Below are 14,877 nucleotides of genomic sequence, written 5' to 3'. Positions count from 1 at the left end.
ATTGTCATACTGCACGAAACGGAGGGAGAGGGTGCAATGACGGATTTGTGGGACGGTTTGTCCCGCGCTTTCTGGTTGGTCGCAACGCTGGATGCCGAGCTGAGCGAGATTGCCTTGCGGTCCTTGCAGGTCTCTCTTGGGGCATTGCTTGTGGGCTCGGCCATCGCCTTGCCTCTGGCTGCGCTGCTTGCCGTGCGCCGGTTTCGGGCGCGCCGCGCCGTTATTGCCGTTCTCAACGCATTGATGGGCCTGCCGCCCGTTGTGGTCGGTTTGGTCGTCTACGTGCTTTTGTCGCGATCCGGGCCCTTTGGCGTGCTGGGGCTGTTGTTCACGCCCACGGCCATGGTGATTGCGCAGGTGATAATTATTGTGCCGCTGATTGCCAGTATTGCCCATCAATCTCTGCGCGATCTTTGGGCTGAGTATCACGATCTGCTCATTTCGATGAATGTCACGCAAACGCAGAAAATCGCAACGTTGCTTTGGGATGCACGCAGAGCATTGCTGACGGCGTCTTTGGCCGGGTTTGGGCGTGCGATTGGCGAGGTCGGCGCGATCATGATTGTCGGCGGCAATATCGACCACGCCACACGGGTATTGACCACAGCAATTGCGCTGGAAACCGGCAAAGGTGATTTTGCCCTGGCTCTGGCGCTGGGCTTTATCCTGATCGCCTTGGCAATCTTTGTGAACCTGACCATCCACTGGCTGGGCCGCACCGAACGGGAGGGCCGCTGGTGAGCGATATGTTTCCGCTTTCGGTCAAGGGGGCCAAGACCTCCCGGCGCGGTAAGGTTTTGGTGGGGCCGGTCGATTTGGAGCTGGACGGGCAAGGCACCTGCGTTGTCATCGGCCCCAATGGGGCGGGTAAAACCAGTCTGTTGCGCCTGCTTCATGGAGCTGCGCGATTGAATTCCGGGCAGATCAATTGGGCCTGTTCGACAGAGGCAGCCCATCATGATCAAACCTTTGTCTTTCAGCGCCCGGTCATGCTGCGCCGGTCGGTCGAGGACAACTTGATTTACCCATTGCGTATGCGCGGTATGGCGCGAAAACAGGCCAAGGCCCTGGCCGCTGACTGGGCGGAGCGGGTTGGCTTGCAGGATATGCTACGCCGCCCTGCGCCGGTTCTATCCGGGGGTGAACAGCAAAAGCTGGCCTTGGCCCGCGCCTTGATTGTCGCACCGAAACTGGTCTTTCTGGACGAACCCTGTGCCTCTCTGGACGGGCGCGCCATGCGTGAGATCGAAGAGATCTTGCAAGAGGCCCGCGCCGGTGGAACGCGGCTCATTTTGTCCACACATGATATGGGTCAAGCAAAACGCCTGGCCGATACAGTAGTCTTTATGTTTCAGGGGCAGGTGCATGAACACAGCCCTGCGGAACCGTTTTTCGCGCAGCCCGAAACCTCTCGGGCGGCGGCATTTCTAAGAGGAGATATTGTCGAATGAAGTCAGTTATTGCAGCCCTGTCGGCCTTGGTCATTGCCAGCAGTGTTCACGCCGGGGAGGTCATGAAAATGGCCGTAACGACCTCGTTTAACAACTCCGGCCTTGCTGACATCCTGTTGCCTGAGATCCAAAAGGATCTGGACCTGGAGGTTCAGCTATTGGTGGTCGGAACCGGTCAGGCGCTCAAACTGGGTCGGGCCGGGGATGTAGATGCAATCCTGGTCCATAGCCGCAAAGCCGAGGATAAGTTCATCGCCGAGGGCTACGGCCCTTATCGTCGCGAGATCATGTATAATGATTTTGTCTTTATCGGTCCCAAGGCAGATGGTGCCAAAATCGCAGATGAGGTCACCGCTGCTGGTGCCTTGCGCAAGATCGCTGAAGCCGAAGCGATGTTTGTCAGCCGGGGGGATGATAGCGGGACCCATAAGAAAGAGCTGAGCCTTTGGGCCTCGGCCGATCTGGACAGCGATGGCTTTGGTCCTTGGTACAAGGCGGTTGGCGCAGGCATGGGCGCGTCGCTGAACACGGCGGCGGGCATGGGGGCCTATATCATGTCCGACCGCGCGAGCTGGCTGAACTTTGGCAACAAGGGCGATATGGCGCTGCTTTATGCCGGCGATCCGGTGCTGTTCAACCAATATGCTTACTTGCCTGTCAGCGTGGAAAAGCACCCGCATGTAAAGGCAAAATTGGCCAAGCAGCTTGAGGCTTGGCTGGTATCTGACCGCGCCAAAGAGCTGATCGATACTTACAAGATCAATGGTGAGACCCTGTTTGTGTTCAACGCGAAACAGGATTGATACTGAAAGGTGCAGGTGTCACATCTGCCCCTATTTCCTCAATGCTGATGACCGTGATCGTCATCCAGGCTGCCATGGATGGCAAATTGCTCTAGCCCAGCCTCTTGTGGTTCGATCACACGAAACGCCTCTTTGACGCCTGCCGGAGTCAATTCGCGTGCAACGGTGAGCAAGGTGTTTGAGGCGTGATCGTCGCAGAGGTCCACCATATGCGACAGCTCTTCGCGCGCTGTAGGCAGTGCCGCCTCGACGCTCGGCGCGCCGTAATAGGCGACGAAATGCTGGGCGAGCAGATTGGCGAGCTGCTCCAATTCGGTCTCGGTGATCTCGGCCACGGCAACAAAGGTCACGCGCCCGGCGGTTTCCAAACCAAACCACCCATTGGCAAAGGCCTGCCGGGCCTTGCCGGTCAAGTCGCCTTCGGTCCAGTTGGAAAACTCGAACCCGCCAGACAGGCACCATTCGCCAGTTTGGGCGGGCGAGTGAAAGACACGCTGGTCAGATTCGTCGAAATGGATCGCTCGGGCCAGTTTCATTGCTTATGTCTCCAACAGATCTGTGAGCGGGATAAGGTGGGTTTCGCTGTCGTCGCGCAGCAACATGCCAAAATCCTCATCCACACCCAAAAAGGTGCCGCTCAGCCCGCCCTGTTGGGCGGGTTCGCCAATCCCATGTGCCAAGCCGCGCCATTCGGCGTGCAGTGGGCGGTTGCCCTCTTGTTCCCACCGGGTGATCCAGTTGAGGCTGTGGCGCGCCCAGGCCTCGACCAGGGTTGGGGCCTGCACATCGGCGCAGCCCTCGGCATAGAGGGTGGTTTCGTCGGGGGTGTCGCCGGGGCGGTCATCCTTGGGCCAAAGCGGCAGGGTGAAGCCGATGACGAGCCAATCGGGTACAGCCTCGGGATCACGTCCCGCCGCCATGGTGCGAAAATGCCCACACTTGGCCCCGTTTATACGGATGCCTCCATTCCAATCCAGATGCACAGCGACCTCGGGCGGGGCCAGCGCACCCAGCGCATTCTGAAACCCAACCCCACAAAGCGGCAGCATGGCCATGGCGGATTTCAGCGGCACCTCTGGTGCAAAGACCATGGACGCCTGCAGCTCATTCTGGCCGAGATGGTAACAGATCAGTCCCGCATCACAGCCCAGAATGGCGCGCTGGCAGGCGGTCTCAAAGGCGTCATCACAGGCCTCGCCTGACATCAAAGGGGGAAAGTGCAGCTCCATACCCTAAGCCTTGTCCCAGGCCACAAGGGCATTGGCGATGTCGTGAAAGGCCCGCGCCTGTGTGCTGTCCGGGGCTGAGACAACGATCGGCGCGCCGCCGTCCCCCGCAAGGCGAATGTCGAGATGCAGCGGCACCTCGGCCAATAAGGGCACACCCAGCTTAGCGGCCTCTGACGCAACGCCGCCATGGCCAAAGACATGCTCTTCGTGGCCGCAATTGGAGCAGATATGCGTGGACATGTTTTCGATCATGCCAATGATCGGCACGTTCAATTGCTGGAACATGTCGATGCCTTTCCGGGCATCCAAAAGAGCGACATCCTGCGGGGTGGAAACGATGATTGCGCCATCAACCGGTGTCTTTTGCGCCAGGGTCATCTGCACATCGCCGGTCCCGGGTGGCAGGTCGACAATCAGCACGTCCAAGGCCCCCCATTGCACCTGCATCATCATCTGTTGCAGGGCCCCCATCAGCATAGGGCCACGCCAGACGACGGCCTGATCATCATTGGTCATCAGACCAATCGACATCATGGTCACGCCGTGATTGCGCATTGGCAGGATGGTTTTGCCATCCGGCGAGGCAGGCCGCCCGCTGACGCCCAGCATACGTGGCTGGCTTGGGCCATAAACGTCGGCATCCAACAGCCCAACCTTGCGCCCCTGCGCGGCCAAGGCGCAGGCGAGGTTTGCGGAGACCGTTGATTTTCCGACGCCGCCTTTGCCCGACGCGACGGCGATCACGCGCGCGACACCAGGAATGCGCTGGGGCCCTTGGGGTTGCGCTGGACGGTTTGGCTTCAGATCGGGCGGAGCGGCTTTGGAATGGCCGGTCAAGACCACTGAAACAGTGTTCACCCCGTCCAGGGCCTTGACCTTGACCTCGGCCTCATCCCTGACGGGTTCGAACAGTTTGGCATGTTCCGGCGCGATCTCGATCACAAAGCGCACGGTTCCCTCACCCACATTCAGCGCGCGCATGGCCCCGCTGGCGACAATATCGCTGCCGGCAACCGGGTCAGTTATGGTTTTCAGAGCCGCTAGGACGGTGTCACGTGTCGCCAAGGGTTCACTCCTGCCCTTTGAGTTCGCCGCTGACCTCATGGGTCATGTCCAGCTCTTCGATGGTCACAACCGCCTTGATCGCAAAGCTTTTGCCGTCGGTCTCAGCGGCGCGCAGAGCCTCTTCGATGGCTTGCTGCGAGGTCACGCCAACCTGCTTGAGGAACTTGCGCATGGACATGTTGAAATCGTCGCTCATCTTAGTCTCCTGTCAGACCCGTTGACGGATTGCCCATTGGGTGCCTACCCTAGGGGAATGCGCATGGTCCTGTTGATATTGATAGTCCTGACCCTGCCGCTTGGTGCGGCAGCCCAGGATCGTTTGACTCGTTTGTATGCGCCCGAGGCGCTGATCGAAACCGGTTTGTTGCGCCACATTCTGCCGCGCTTTTCCTTGAAAACGCAGGTCAAAGTCGAAATCGTTACCGACAGTGCTGCGGCGGATATTCTGCTGGGGCCTGACGGGCGCGCGCTGTTTCAGGACAGTAACCGCACCTGGAATCTGAAACAGCTCAGCAAGGGCCACAAACCCAGTGAGCGTTTGGCCAAATGGCTGCGGTCCGATGTCGGGATTCGCACGATCACAGGCTATGCGCCGAACGGGCAGGCTTTGTTTCAGCCACCCGCTGAGCGCGCCGAGGACCCGCAAGAGGTGGCCTTGGACGGGGATGTGTCTCTTGGCCTGCAAACCGCCAAGGCCAAATGTGGGCGCTGCCATGCGGTTGACCCCTCGACCCGCATGACCAGCATTGGTTCCACCCCCAGCTTCTTTATCCTGCGCACGCTTGGCGATTGGCAGGAACGTTTTGCCAATTTCTACGATCTGAACCCGCATCCGGCCTTTACCCAGGTGGCGGATCTGACGGATCCCTTCCCCGAGGATCGCCCATCGCCCATCGTCCCGGTCGAAATGACCCTGGACGAGGTGGCGGCCATTCTGGCCTATGTCTCTGGCCTGGATGGCGCGGATCTGGGCAAGCCGCTGGAACATAACTAACCCTCAGTGATCGCGCCGCTTTGACAGGTAATCCTCTGTCGTGCGCGGTTTGGGGCGTTCTTTTCCGGCGAATGGATTGTCCTGCGCGTGGAATTGCGCGTTGACCCGGCAATCGTCGCACATCTGGATCATTTTCAAGGCTTCCGGGCGTTGGAACATGCTGTGCGCTTCCAGCTTTTCGGTAATCTTTTCGATGGTGGATTTGACGCCAAACAGCGTGCCGCATTCGATGCAGGCAAAGGGCTCTTCCTCGTTGAGGATCTGCTGGGTCAGGGCGGCCTCGGTCAGGTTCAGCTGTGGCAGATAGCTGATCGCGTTTTCCGGACAGACATTAGAGCACAAGCCGCATTGCAAACACGCATCCTCTTGGAAGCGAAGCTGGGGCAGATCTGGGTTGTCGCCCAATGCGCCAGATGGGCAGAGCGATACACAGGACAGGCACAGGGTGCAGCTGTCTGTGTTGACCTCAACCGCGCCATAAGGTGCGCCTGCCGGCAAAGGCAATGTGTCCGTGTCGGGGTGCAATGCCCGGGCGGCCTGACGTGTGATCTGGCGGCGTGTGCCCATGGGGCGAACGGGCGACGCCACTGGTGTCGGCACCTGTTCGTCAAACAGCGCCGCGCTCATCGCGTCAGGGTCGCTGGTGTCGAGCAAGGTCACGCTGCCAGACCCGCCAATGGCTGCGGCCAGCTCGATTTGTGTCGCCAGAGCTGCGCGATCAGTGGCCGGGCCGGGCAGGACCGAGACCGAGGCAAAGCCAGCCGCCAGTGCCGCCACGATCTCCGCGTGACCAAACAGGTTCAGGGCAGGGACTTCCAAAGGAATGACATCGGCGGGCAACCCGTCTCCGTGGCGGGCCGACAATCGGATCATGTCTGCCCCGTGTGCGTCATGGGCGATCAAACGCGGAGCTCGCCCCCCTGCGTCGAGGTATGCCTTGGCTAGAGTCTGAATGCGCATCATAGTCAGGTCGACAGGCGGCGCGTCATAGCTGATTGCGCCGGATGGACAGGCGGCAGAGCAGGCACCACAGCCGGCGCAGATCATTGGATCGATGCTGACATGATCCCCGTTTGGTGTGATCGCGCCGGTTGGGCACAGATCAAGGCAGTTATGGCACCCGACCTTTTCGGCACGGGAATGGGCACAGAGCAACGGCTCCGCCTTGACATAAAGCGGTTTTTCAAAGGTGCCCACCATATGCGAGGCCGCAAGAACCGCTGCCGCCACCGAGGGCGGATGAGAAGGGTCTGCGCGCAGGTACCCTTCGCGTTTTTCCGGGGCGGGAAACAGAGGCGTGCCCCCGGTGACGTCGATCAGGATGTCACATTGGGATCGCCCGCCATTGCGCGGATCGCTCAGGCTTGGGCCTTTGCCGCCGGGTGCTGGAATTTGCAATCGGTTCAGAGTGAGGTCAAATTGTCCCAAAGCACCCTGTGCCTTGTGCAACTGGCCGACAATCACGTCAAAGCCGGGTGTTTCGGGTAGGTCATCAGCACTGTCCAACAGCACCGTAACACTCAGAAACTCCTTGAGTTGTTCAGCCATAGGGAGAGTGACACCTGCCGGGCCAGTGATCAGGCAGAGCCCTTCTGAGATCACGTCTTTGGTCTTGGCTGAGGGGGCTGGCAGCAGGGCTTCGGCAATCAGCGCGGACATTTTGGGTAGTTTCGAAGCGTCATCTGCGCTCCATCCGGCCCGGTCCCGCAGGTCCAGAACCGGGGGGGCTGGGGCGTCAACTTCCTCTGCCAGGCTCTCGAAAATCCGGGCTTCCTGGGTGCAGCAAAAAATTGTGTCGCCTTGGGTCAGCGCCTCGGCTGCCTTGTCGATTTGCGTGGTGCACAGCGTCGAACATGGCTTTGACACCTCAAGACCGGTGGCTTGCGCCAAGGCCTCGTGGTCCAATTGCATTGTCCCCATGCAATCGCATAAAATCAGTGACTTAGACATGATATCTCCGCTAATTTTCGGGCCAATTTCGGTCCGAAAGCTCCCCCTATTTGGTCAAATCGTAGGCATGATTCGAATGTGGGAACAACCCGTTTTGTTGCGAGTGGCGCGCCGGAATTCGTCGCTGAACTGCGCGATTCGCTTGAGTGATTCGCCAAATCAGCCCCTCGGCTTAAACCCAAATTTTTTTGTCGAGTTAGACAATTCGTCCAAGGGTGACCCTGCCCATCGGCAACCCTACCCATTTTGACCCGAAACCCAAAAGAATACCGCAGTATTCAATTCAGCGCTTTGAACGCCACCCGCCTTGCCGCAAGGTTAGGGCAGGGAGGACATCCGGGTTGATCCACAATCCTAAAATGTATCGGACAATGCCGCTGGGTATTGTCTTGCAACGAGCACCCGGCGTGACGCGCTGGGTTCCTTGGGTTTGGCGGGCTGTTGCCGTGCTGCCTGGGGCTGGCCCTGCCGAGTTTCGAGAGATCCGCCGTGACGGTGACATCACCGAGGTTCATGCCGCTACCTTGACGCTGGAATTGCACGGGGCCGAGACCGAGGCCTATGTTCATGGGCTGCGCGCTCAGGTGCCATGTGTCTATGTTGTGATGCGCGAAGGGGCTGGTGATGATCCCTTCGACATGGTGCTTGTCACCGCGTCCCCCTATGAGGCGCAGGATTACGCCGATAGCGGCGAAGAGGTGATCGAAAAGATCGCCATGCCACCGGCGTTGCTGGCCTTTGTCTCTGATTTTGTCGACGAATTCCACGTCGAAGAAGAATTCAAGAAACGCCGCCGCGACAAGAAGCGCACGGATTTGGTCGAAGATGGAATTGGCGATGCGCGGATTGCGCAGGTCGCTGATGTTTACCGCTCGCCTGCCGGGCGCAAGAAAGCGAGGCTGCAATGAGCGATTTCTGGGCCCGCCGCAAAGCCGCCGTTCAAGAGGAAGCCCGCCAAGAGGAATTGGCACAAGAGGTGGCCGCCAAGGCCGAGCTTGAAGCGGTTCAGGCTGAGAAAACGGATGAGGAGCTGCTGGAAGAGCTGGGCCTGCCTGATCCGGACAGTCTGGGTGAAGGGGATGATTTCAAACCTTTCCTTGCCGACGCCATTCCGGCCCGTCTGAAAACCCGCGCCTTGCGTCAGCTTTGGAAGGTGAACCCGGTGCTCGCCAATGTCGACGGGTTGGTGGATTACGGTGAGGATTTCACCGATGCCGCGCTTTGTGTCGAGAACCTGCAAAGCGCCTATCAGGTCGGTAAGGGCATGTTGGCCCATGTTGAGGAACTGGCCCGCCAAGCCGCCGAAGAAGAAGCGCGCGAGGCAGAGGCAGATGGTGAACCTGAAGAGCCCGAGATTGTGACCTCGGTCCGAGCGCCGGATCCAAAGGACAAGGAAGCCGTGCTCGCCTTTGCGGCTGAGCAGGCGGAACAGGAACAGGCCGAGCCGATCGAAATGGAATGGGATGAAGATGAGCAAACGCCATCCGCCCCCATCCCCGGTTCGCGCCGCATGAGTTTTACTTTTGACGACCAGAGGACAGGATGACCGCCGCTTTGGAAACTCCACAGATTGCCGCCGAAGATCGCCTGCGGGCCGATCTTTATAACTATCTTGGTCTGATCCTTGCGGGCCCACCGGATGAGCTGTTGATCGAACAAACAGCGAGCTTGTCGGGGGATGAAAGTGATCTGGGCAAAGGCATCAACACGCTGGCTAAGGTCGCTAAGATCACCAAGCCAAAGGCGGTTGAAAGCGAATATAACAAGCTGTTCATCGGCCTCGGGCGCGGTGAATTGCTGCCTTATGCGTCGTATTACCTGACCGGGTTTTTGAACGAAAAACCGCTGGCGCAGCTGCGTCAGGATATGGTCGCGCAAGGCCTGGAGCGCGCGCAGAACGTGTTTGAGCCCGAAGACAACATCGCCAGCCTGATGGAGATGATGGGCGCATTGATTGTCGGGCGCTTTGGCAATCCGGCCTCGTTGGATGCGCAAAAGACCTTTTTCAATCGGCATATCGGCCCCTGGGCTGCGCATTTCTTTAGCGACCTCGAGGGGGCCAAGAACTCGGTGTTCTACGCTTCGGTCGGCTCGGTTGGCCGCGCCTTTATGGAGATCGAAGCTGAAGGATTTCGTTTGAGTAACGAGTGAGTTGTTCGGGGAAACCCGAACGGATCGAGTGGCGGGCAACCGTCAGAACACTTCAAGGGGAGATCCCAAGATGACCGAGAAAACCAAGGCGTCGCGCCGTGATTTTCTGAAACTGGCCGGAACGTCGGCGCCCGTTGCGGCGCTGGCTGTTGCTGCCGGGGGCGAGGCACAAGCCGCTGAGCCAGACCTGACATCAGACAAGATGCAGGACACGGCGCATACCCGCGCCTATCTCGAAAGCGCTCGTTTCTGAGCCTTTCCAATAACACAGAGAGCGCCCCATCAGGGACGTAATCGCCCCGCCCTTTTGGCAACCGGTAGCGATAGGCCCACCTGCCAAGAGACACTTTGAGAAGACCAAGCAAGCAGGCCAGTCCTGCACGCAAGGGAGAGAGAAACATGCTTAGGAAAAAGACCAACGGGGTAGCGAGACGCCCCCAGCGGACCAGTATCCTGTCTGAGGCGGCAAACGCTTCAGTTGACCGCCGTGCATTCTTGCGCGGATCCGGTCTTGCGATTGGCGGCCTGGCCGCGATTGCGGCCACCGGTGGCACGGTGCAGCAGGCCTCAGCGGCCACAGCTGCCAGCGGCGCGGTGGAAACCAAGAAATCCGTATGTACCCATTGTTCCGTCGGCTGTACCGTCGTGGCAGAGGTGTCCAACGGCGTTTGGGTCGGGCAAGAGCCTGGCTGGGACAGCCCGTTCAACCTCGGGGCGCATTGTGCCAAGGGGGCCTCGGTTCGTGAGCACGCCCATGGTGAACGCCGCCTGAAATACCCGATGAAAAAAGAGGGTGGTGAGTGGAAGCGCATCAGCTGGGAACAGGCGATCAACGAGATCGGCGACGGCATGATGAATATCCGGGAAGAAAGCGGCCCGGACAGCGTCTACTGGCTGGGATCGGCCAAACATTCGAATGAACAGGCCTACCTGTTCCGCAAATTCGCCGCCTATTGGGGCACGAATAACGTGGATCACCAGGCGCGGATCTGTCACTCGACCACCGTTGCGGGTGTTGCGAATACATGGGGCTACGGCGCCATGACCAACAGCTACAATGACATCCATAACTCCAAAGCGATCTTTATCATCGGCGGCAACCCGGCCGAGGCGCATCCTGTGTCCCTGCTGCACGTTCTGCGCGCGAAAGAGCAGAACAACGCCCCGCTGATCGTGTGCGACCCGCGCTTTACGCGCACGGCGGCCCATGCGGACGAATATGTTCGCTTCCGTCCGGGCACCGACGTTGCGCTGATCTGGGGCATCCTGTGGCACATCTTTGAAAACGGTTGGGAGGACAAAGAGTTCATCCGCACCCGTGTCTGGGGTATGGACCAGATCAAGGAAGAAGTGGCTAAGTGGACACCTGAAGAGGTGGAACGCGTCACCGGCACGCCTGGTTCGCAGCTGAAACGCGTTGCGCGCACTATGGCCAATAACCGTCCCGGTACCGTGATCTGGTGCATGGGTGGTACGCAGCACACCAATGGTAACAACAATACCCGCGCTTACTGCGTGCTCCAGCTGGCGCTGGGCAACATGGGCACCTCGGGTGGTGGTACCAACATCTTCCGCGGCCATGACAACGTGCAGGGCGCGACGGACCTTGGTGTTCTGTCCCACACGCTGCCGGGCTATTATGGCCTGTCAAAAGGGGCCTGGGCCCATTGGGCGCGCGTCTGGGAAGAAGATGGTGAGTGGCTGGGCAACCAGTTCGCCACCGTGACCGGCGCGGATGGCAAGGACAAGTCCTTGCAGAACCTCAAAGGTATCCCGGTCTCGCGTTGGATCGACGGCGTTCTCGAAGATCCTGAGAACATGGACAACCCCAACAAGGTGCGTGCCATGGTTCTTTGGGGCCACGCGCCTAACTCGCAAACCCGCGGCGCGGAAATGAAAACGGCAATGGAAAAGCTGGACATGCTGGTCGTGATCGACCCGTATCCCACCGTTTCTGCTGTTATGCATGATCGTACCGATGGCGTGTACCTGTTGCCAGCGGCGACGCAGTTCGAGACCTATGGCTCGGTCACCGCGTCCAACCGTTCGTTCCAGTGGCGCGAGCAGATCATGGATCCGCTGTTTGAGTCCAAGACCGACCATGAAATCATCGGCTTGTTCTCGCAAAAGTTCGGCTTCCATGACCGGATTTTCCGCAACATCGCTCTCGAGGATGATGGCATCACGCCAAATGTCGAGGACACGCTGCGCGAGATCAATCGCGGCATGTGGACCATTGGCTATACCGGTCAGTCACCAGAACGCCTGAAACTGCATATGGCCAACCAGCACACGTTCGACAGAACCACGCTGCAAGCCATTGGTGGTCCGGCAGATGGCGACTATTACGGTCTGCCATGGCCTTGCTGGGGCACCGCAGAAATGGGTCACCCCGGTACGCCGAACCTCTATGACATGTCCAAGCCTGTCTCTGAGGGTGGTCTGACCTTCCGTGCGCGCTTTGGTGTGGAACGGGATGGCGACAACCTGCTGGCCGATGGTGTCTACAGCGCGAATTCCGAAATCCAGGATGGGTATCCGGAATTCACCATGCAGATGCTGATGGATCTGGGCTGGGATGGTGATCTCACCGATGAGGAGCGCGCGGCGATTGACGCGGTTGCGGGTGAGAAAACCAACTGGAAGACTGACCTTTCGGGCGGTATCCAGCGTGTCGCAATTGCGCATGAATGTGCGCCATTCGGCAATGCCAAGGCCCGCGCTGTGGTCTGGACTTTCCCGGATCCGGTGCCATTGCACCGCGAGCCGCTTTACACCCCACGTCGCGATCTGGTCGCGGATTACCCAACATACGAGGATCGTCACGACTACCGTCTGCCGACTCTCTATGCCTCGATCCAGAAAAACGACTTCTCCAAGGATTATCCGATCATTCTGACCTCTGGTCGTCTGGTCGAATATGAAGGGGGTGGTGACGAGACCCGCTCGAACCCATGGCTTGCTGAGCTGCAGCAGGACATGTTTGTCGAGATCCATCCACGTGACGCCAATAACCTTGGGGTGCGTGATGGGGCTCAGGTCTGGGTCGAAGGGGCCGAAGGCTCCAAGGTCAAAGTCATGGCGATGGTGACCGAACGGGTCGGCGAAGGCGTTGCCTTTATGCCGTTCCACTTTGGTGGTCATTTCCAAGGCGCGGATCTGCGGGACAAATACCCGGATGGGGCTGACCCGTATGTGCTGGGCGAAAGCACCAACACTGCGCAGACCTATGGCTATGACTCGGTCACTCAGATGCAAGAGACCAAGTGTACTCTTTGCAAAATCTCAGCTGCATAAGGAGATCAGGATATGGCACGAGCTAAGTTCCTATGTGATGCCGAACGCTGCATCGAGTGTAATGCCTGCGTCACCGCATGTAAGAACGAACACGAGGTTCCCTGGGGGATCAACCGCCGTCGCGTGGTCACGATCCAGGACGGGAAACCGGGTGAGCGTTCTATCTCGGTGGCCTGTATGCACTGTTCCGACGCGCCTTGTATGGCGGTGTGTCCGGTCGACTGCTTCTATCAAAACGAAGAAGGCGTCGTCCTGCACTCCAAGGACCTGTGCATCGGCTGTGGCTATTGCTTCTACGCGTGTCCGTTTGGCGCGCCGCAATATCCGCAGGCTGGCAACTTTGGGTCTCGCGGCAAGATGGACAAATGTACCTTCTGCGCCGGTGGCCCCGAGGAGAACCACTCGACCGAAGAGTTCGCCAAATATGGTCGCAACCGGATTGCAGAAGGCAAATTGCCGATCTGCGCCGAGATGTGTTCCACCAAGGCGCTGTTGGCGGGGGATGGTGACGTTGTGTCGGCTATCTATCGCGAACGCGTTGTCGCCCGTGGCTTTGGCTCGGGTGCTTGGGGTTGGGGCACAGCCTACGACCAGAAAGACGGCTAACTTCTAGCCAGGCAATGGTGGGGTGAAACCCCACCTAACCCAGCTTAGGCAGGGCGGTGTGTGAGACACCGGCCTGTCTGCCCTATGAAACGCTAATTCCAAGGAGGGTGGCACATGCTGCGCATGGCACTCGCACTTGTCTTGTCTTTGCTGTTGACCCCTGTCGCCACCGCGCAGGACGTGTCCGGCAACGCCCCGGATCGAAGCGCGACCGGTGGCGCGCAAACGCTCGAAGATATCATGGCCCGTCAACGGGGCGAGGCCGTGGATGACGCCTTTCGCCGCGACAATGTGGGCGATCCGGCCCGCAATCCCGGCGCGGCGCAGCTCGCGCCGCTTGGCGGAGCCTCTGACCCGGAACTGTGGCGCGCCTTGCGCTATGGCAGCGCCGATTTGACAACCTCGGCCCGCAATGGTGGTGCCGCTCTGCTGGTGCAGGATGGCGGCATGTGGTGGCTGACATTCCGCGAGGGGCCTTTGGCGACTTATGGTGGTTATCTGCTGCTTGGTACGATTGGCGCATTGATCCTGTTTTACCTGCTGCGCGGCAAGATCGGCATTGATGAGCCAATGACCGGCCGCACCGTGACCCGCTTTAAATTCATTGAACGCATGGCGCATTGGATCTTGGGTGGCTCCTTTATCTTGCTTGGTCTGACCGGTCTGTTTGTCCTGTTCGGCCGCATGTTCATCGCCCCCTATCTGGGCAAGGATTTCAACGCGACCCTGCTGACTGTCTCCAAGATCATCCATAACAATGTCGCCTGGGCCTTTTGCCTTGGGCTGCTCATGGTCTTTGTCATGTGGGTTTGGCACAACATCCCTGACCGGACCGACATCAAATGGTTCGCCCAATTCGGCGGCATCATCGGGAAAAATCACCCGCCGGCCAAAAAGTTCAATGGTGGGCAAAAGATCATCTTTTGGTCAGTGATCGTCTTTGGCACCTCGATTGCGGTGTCCGGGGTTTCGCTGCTGTTCCCTTACGAGCTTCCGCTCTTTGCCAAGACATTCGCGATCCTCAACGATATCGGAGCGCCGGGATGGATCGGGCTTGACCCCTTGCCAACAGTTCTGTCTCCGCAGGAAGAGATGCAATACGCTCAGCTTTGGCACGCGATCATGGCCTTTGTGCTGATGGCGATTGTGCTGGCGCATATCTATATCGGTTCCGTCGGGATGGAAGGCGCTTCGGACGCTATGACAACCGGCGAAGTGGACGAGGCCTGGGCGCATCAGCACCATTCGATCTGGCTGGACGAAGTGCTCGAAGAGCAAAAGAAAACCGCAGGATCAGAGGCCAAGGCCACCCCGGCTGAGTGACGTGCGTG

At 59.1% G+C, this 14,877-nt stretch carries 16 protein-coding genes; 11 read left to right on the top strand and 5 right to left on the bottom strand.

Going from position 1 to position 14,877, the window contains the following annotated elements:
• The first annotated feature begins 36 nt into the window (after positions 1 to 36).
• Genes CLV87_RS08510 through CLV87_RS08500 form a run of 3 tightly spaced genes read left to right on the top strand, consistent with a single transcriptional unit; the run spans position 37 to position 2,254 of the window.
• Positions 37 to 741, top strand: a complete 705-nt coding sequence (locus CLV87_RS08510) for an ABC transporter permease (protein WP_099241968.1) — start codon at positions 37 to 39, stop codon at positions 739 to 741.
• 5 nt (positions 742 to 746) lie between these two features.
• Positions 747 to 1,451, top strand: coding sequence for an ATP-binding cassette domain-containing protein (locus CLV87_RS08505; protein WP_099244568.1), 705 nt, complete (start codon positions 747 to 749; stop codon positions 1,449 to 1,451).
• Positions 1,448 to 2,254, top strand: coding sequence for a substrate-binding domain-containing protein (locus tag CLV87_RS08500; protein WP_099241970.1), 807 nt, complete (start codon positions 1,448 to 1,450; stop codon positions 2,252 to 2,254). Before CLV87_RS08505 ends, CLV87_RS08500 begins: the two co-directional genes overlap by 4 nt.
• Positions 2,255 to 2,292: 38 nt before the next feature.
• Here CLV87_RS08500 and CLV87_RS08495 read toward each other — a convergent pair whose 3' ends face one another.
• Genes CLV87_RS08495 through CLV87_RS08480 form a run of 4 tightly spaced genes read right to left on the bottom strand, consistent with a single transcriptional unit; the run spans position 2,293 to position 4,744 of the window.
• Positions 2,293 to 2,790, bottom strand: coding sequence for a DUF6505 family protein (locus CLV87_RS08495; protein WP_099241972.1), 498 nt, complete (start codon positions 2,788 to 2,790; stop codon positions 2,293 to 2,295).
• A gap of 3 nt (positions 2,791 to 2,793) precedes the next feature.
• Positions 2,794 to 3,483 (bottom strand): biotin/lipoate--protein ligase family protein, encoded by a 690-nt coding sequence (locus tag CLV87_RS08490; protein WP_099241974.1) that lies wholly within the window; start codon positions 3,481 to 3,483, stop codon positions 2,794 to 2,796.
• 3 nt (positions 3,484 to 3,486) lie between these two features.
• A complete protein-coding gene (apbC, locus tag CLV87_RS08485; protein WP_235871876.1) occupies positions 3,487 to 4,548 on the bottom strand; it encodes an iron-sulfur cluster carrier protein ApbC in 1,062 nt (353 codons plus the stop codon).
• Positions 4,549 to 4,552: 4 nt separating this feature from the next.
• Positions 4,553 to 4,744, bottom strand: coding sequence for a DUF6494 family protein (locus CLV87_RS08480; protein WP_099241978.1), 192 nt, complete (start codon positions 4,742 to 4,744; stop codon positions 4,553 to 4,555).
• 63 nt (positions 4,745 to 4,807) lie between these two features.
• Here CLV87_RS08480 and CLV87_RS08475 point away from each other — a divergent pair, with 63 nt between their 5' ends.
• A complete protein-coding gene (locus CLV87_RS08475) occupies positions 4,808 to 5,542 on the top strand; it encodes a hypothetical protein (RefSeq protein WP_235871875.1) in 735 nt (244 codons plus the stop codon).
• A 3-nt stretch (positions 5,543 to 5,545) separates the two neighbouring features.
• Here CLV87_RS08475 and CLV87_RS08470 read toward each other — a convergent pair whose 3' ends face one another.
• Entirely contained in the window at positions 5,546 to 7,492 is a 1,947-nt protein-coding gene (locus CLV87_RS08470; protein WP_099241982.1) for a 4Fe-4S binding protein, read from the bottom strand.
• Between the two features lie 371 nt (positions 7,493 to 7,863).
• Here CLV87_RS08470 and CLV87_RS08465 point away from each other — a divergent pair, with 371 nt between their 5' ends.
• From CLV87_RS08465 to CLV87_RS08435, 7 genes are all read left to right on the top strand, one after another.
• Complete coding sequence (locus tag CLV87_RS08465; protein ID WP_099241984.1) at positions 7,864 to 8,400, top strand: DUF3305 domain-containing protein; 537 nt, start codon at positions 7,864 to 7,866, stop codon at positions 8,398 to 8,400.
• Positions 8,397 to 9,038, top strand: a complete 642-nt coding sequence (locus tag CLV87_RS08460; RefSeq protein WP_099241986.1) for a DUF3306 domain-containing protein — start codon at positions 8,397 to 8,399, stop codon at positions 9,036 to 9,038. Before CLV87_RS08465 ends, CLV87_RS08460 begins: the two co-directional genes overlap by 4 nt.
• Positions 9,035 to 9,643 carry a TorD/DmsD family molecular chaperone gene (locus CLV87_RS08455; RefSeq protein ID WP_099241988.1) on the top strand — a complete coding sequence of 203 codons (609 nt, stop codon included), beginning with the start codon at positions 9,035 to 9,037 and terminating at the stop codon, positions 9,641 to 9,643. Before CLV87_RS08460 ends, CLV87_RS08455 begins: the two co-directional genes overlap by 4 nt.
• A 70-nt stretch (positions 9,644 to 9,713) precedes the next feature.
• Positions 9,714 to 9,896: a twin-arginine translocation pathway signal protein gene (locus tag CLV87_RS08450; RefSeq protein WP_099241990.1), complete on the top strand. Its 183-nt coding sequence runs from the start codon at positions 9,714 to 9,716 to the stop codon at positions 9,894 to 9,896.
• 146 nt (positions 9,897 to 10,042) lie between these two features.
• Entirely contained in the window at positions 10,043 to 12,940 is a 2,898-nt protein-coding gene (locus tag CLV87_RS08445; protein ID WP_099241992.1) for a formate dehydrogenase subunit alpha, read from the top strand.
• A 12-nt stretch (positions 12,941 to 12,952) separates the two neighbouring features.
• A complete protein-coding gene (gene fdh3B, locus CLV87_RS08440) occupies positions 12,953 to 13,546 on the top strand; it encodes a formate dehydrogenase FDH3 subunit beta (RefSeq protein WP_099241994.1) in 594 nt (197 codons plus the stop codon).
• Positions 13,547 to 13,660: 114 nt separating this feature from the next.
• Entirely contained in the window at positions 13,661 to 14,869 is a 1,209-nt protein-coding gene (locus tag CLV87_RS08435) for a formate dehydrogenase subunit gamma (RefSeq protein ID WP_099241996.1), read from the top strand.
• The last annotated feature ends 8 nt before the right edge of the window (positions 14,870 to 14,877 follow it).

Origin of the sequence: Pelagimonas phthalicica, assembly GCF_004364805.1 — a bacterium.
Classification (GTDB): domain Bacteria; phylum Pseudomonadota; class Alphaproteobacteria; order Rhodobacterales; family Rhodobacteraceae; genus Pelagimonas; species Pelagimonas phthalicica.
This window is presented reverse-complemented; position numbering and strand designations above follow the sequence as displayed.

What these genes read in the sequence shown, in the direction of transcription:
- CLV87_RS08450 (WP_099241990.1), top strand. Translation starts at nt 9,714, where the DNA reads ATGACCGAGAAAACCAAGGCGTCGCGCCGTGATTTTCTGAAACTGGCC.
- CLV87_RS08445 (WP_099241992.1), top strand. Translation starts at nt 10,043, where the DNA reads ATGCTTAGGAAAAAGACCAACGGGGTAGCGAGACGCCCCCAGCGGACC.
- CLV87_RS08475 (WP_235871875.1), top strand. Translation starts at nt 4,808, where the DNA reads ATGGTCCTGTTGATATTGATAGTCCTGACCCTGCCGCTTGGTGCGGCA.
- fdh3B (WP_099241994.1), top strand. Translation starts at nt 12,953, where the DNA reads ATGGCACGAGCTAAGTTCCTATGTGATGCCGAACGCTGCATCGAGTGT.
- CLV87_RS08490 (WP_099241974.1), bottom strand. Translation starts at nt 3,483, where the DNA reads ATGGAGCTGCACTTTCCCCCTTTGATGTCAGGCGAGGCCTGTGATGAC.
- CLV87_RS08460 (WP_099241986.1), top strand. Translation starts at nt 8,397, where the DNA reads ATGAGCGATTTCTGGGCCCGCCGCAAAGCCGCCGTTCAAGAGGAAGCC.
- CLV87_RS08470 (WP_099241982.1), bottom strand. Translation starts at nt 7,492, where the DNA reads ATGTCTAAGTCACTGATTTTATGCGATTGCATGGGGACAATGCAATTG.
- CLV87_RS08455 (WP_099241988.1), top strand. Translation starts at nt 9,035, where the DNA reads ATGACCGCCGCTTTGGAAACTCCACAGATTGCCGCCGAAGATCGCCTG.
- CLV87_RS08495 (WP_099241972.1), bottom strand. Translation starts at nt 2,790, where the DNA reads ATGAAACTGGCCCGAGCGATCCATTTCGACGAATCTGACCAGCGTGTC.
- CLV87_RS08465 (WP_099241984.1), top strand. Translation starts at nt 7,864, where the DNA reads ATGCCGCTGGGTATTGTCTTGCAACGAGCACCCGGCGTGACGCGCTGG.
- CLV87_RS08435 (WP_099241996.1), top strand. Translation starts at nt 13,661, where the DNA reads ATGCTGCGCATGGCACTCGCACTTGTCTTGTCTTTGCTGTTGACCCCT.
- CLV87_RS08505 (WP_099244568.1), top strand. Translation starts at nt 747, where the DNA reads ATGTTTCCGCTTTCGGTCAAGGGGGCCAAGACCTCCCGGCGCGGTAAG.
- CLV87_RS08500 (WP_099241970.1), top strand. Translation starts at nt 1,448, where the DNA reads ATGAAGTCAGTTATTGCAGCCCTGTCGGCCTTGGTCATTGCCAGCAGT.
- CLV87_RS08480 (WP_099241978.1), bottom strand. Translation starts at nt 4,744, where the DNA reads ATGAGCGACGATTTCAACATGTCCATGCGCAAGTTCCTCAAGCAGGTT.
- CLV87_RS08510 (WP_099241968.1), top strand. Translation starts at nt 37, where the DNA reads ATGACGGATTTGTGGGACGGTTTGTCCCGCGCTTTCTGGTTGGTCGCA.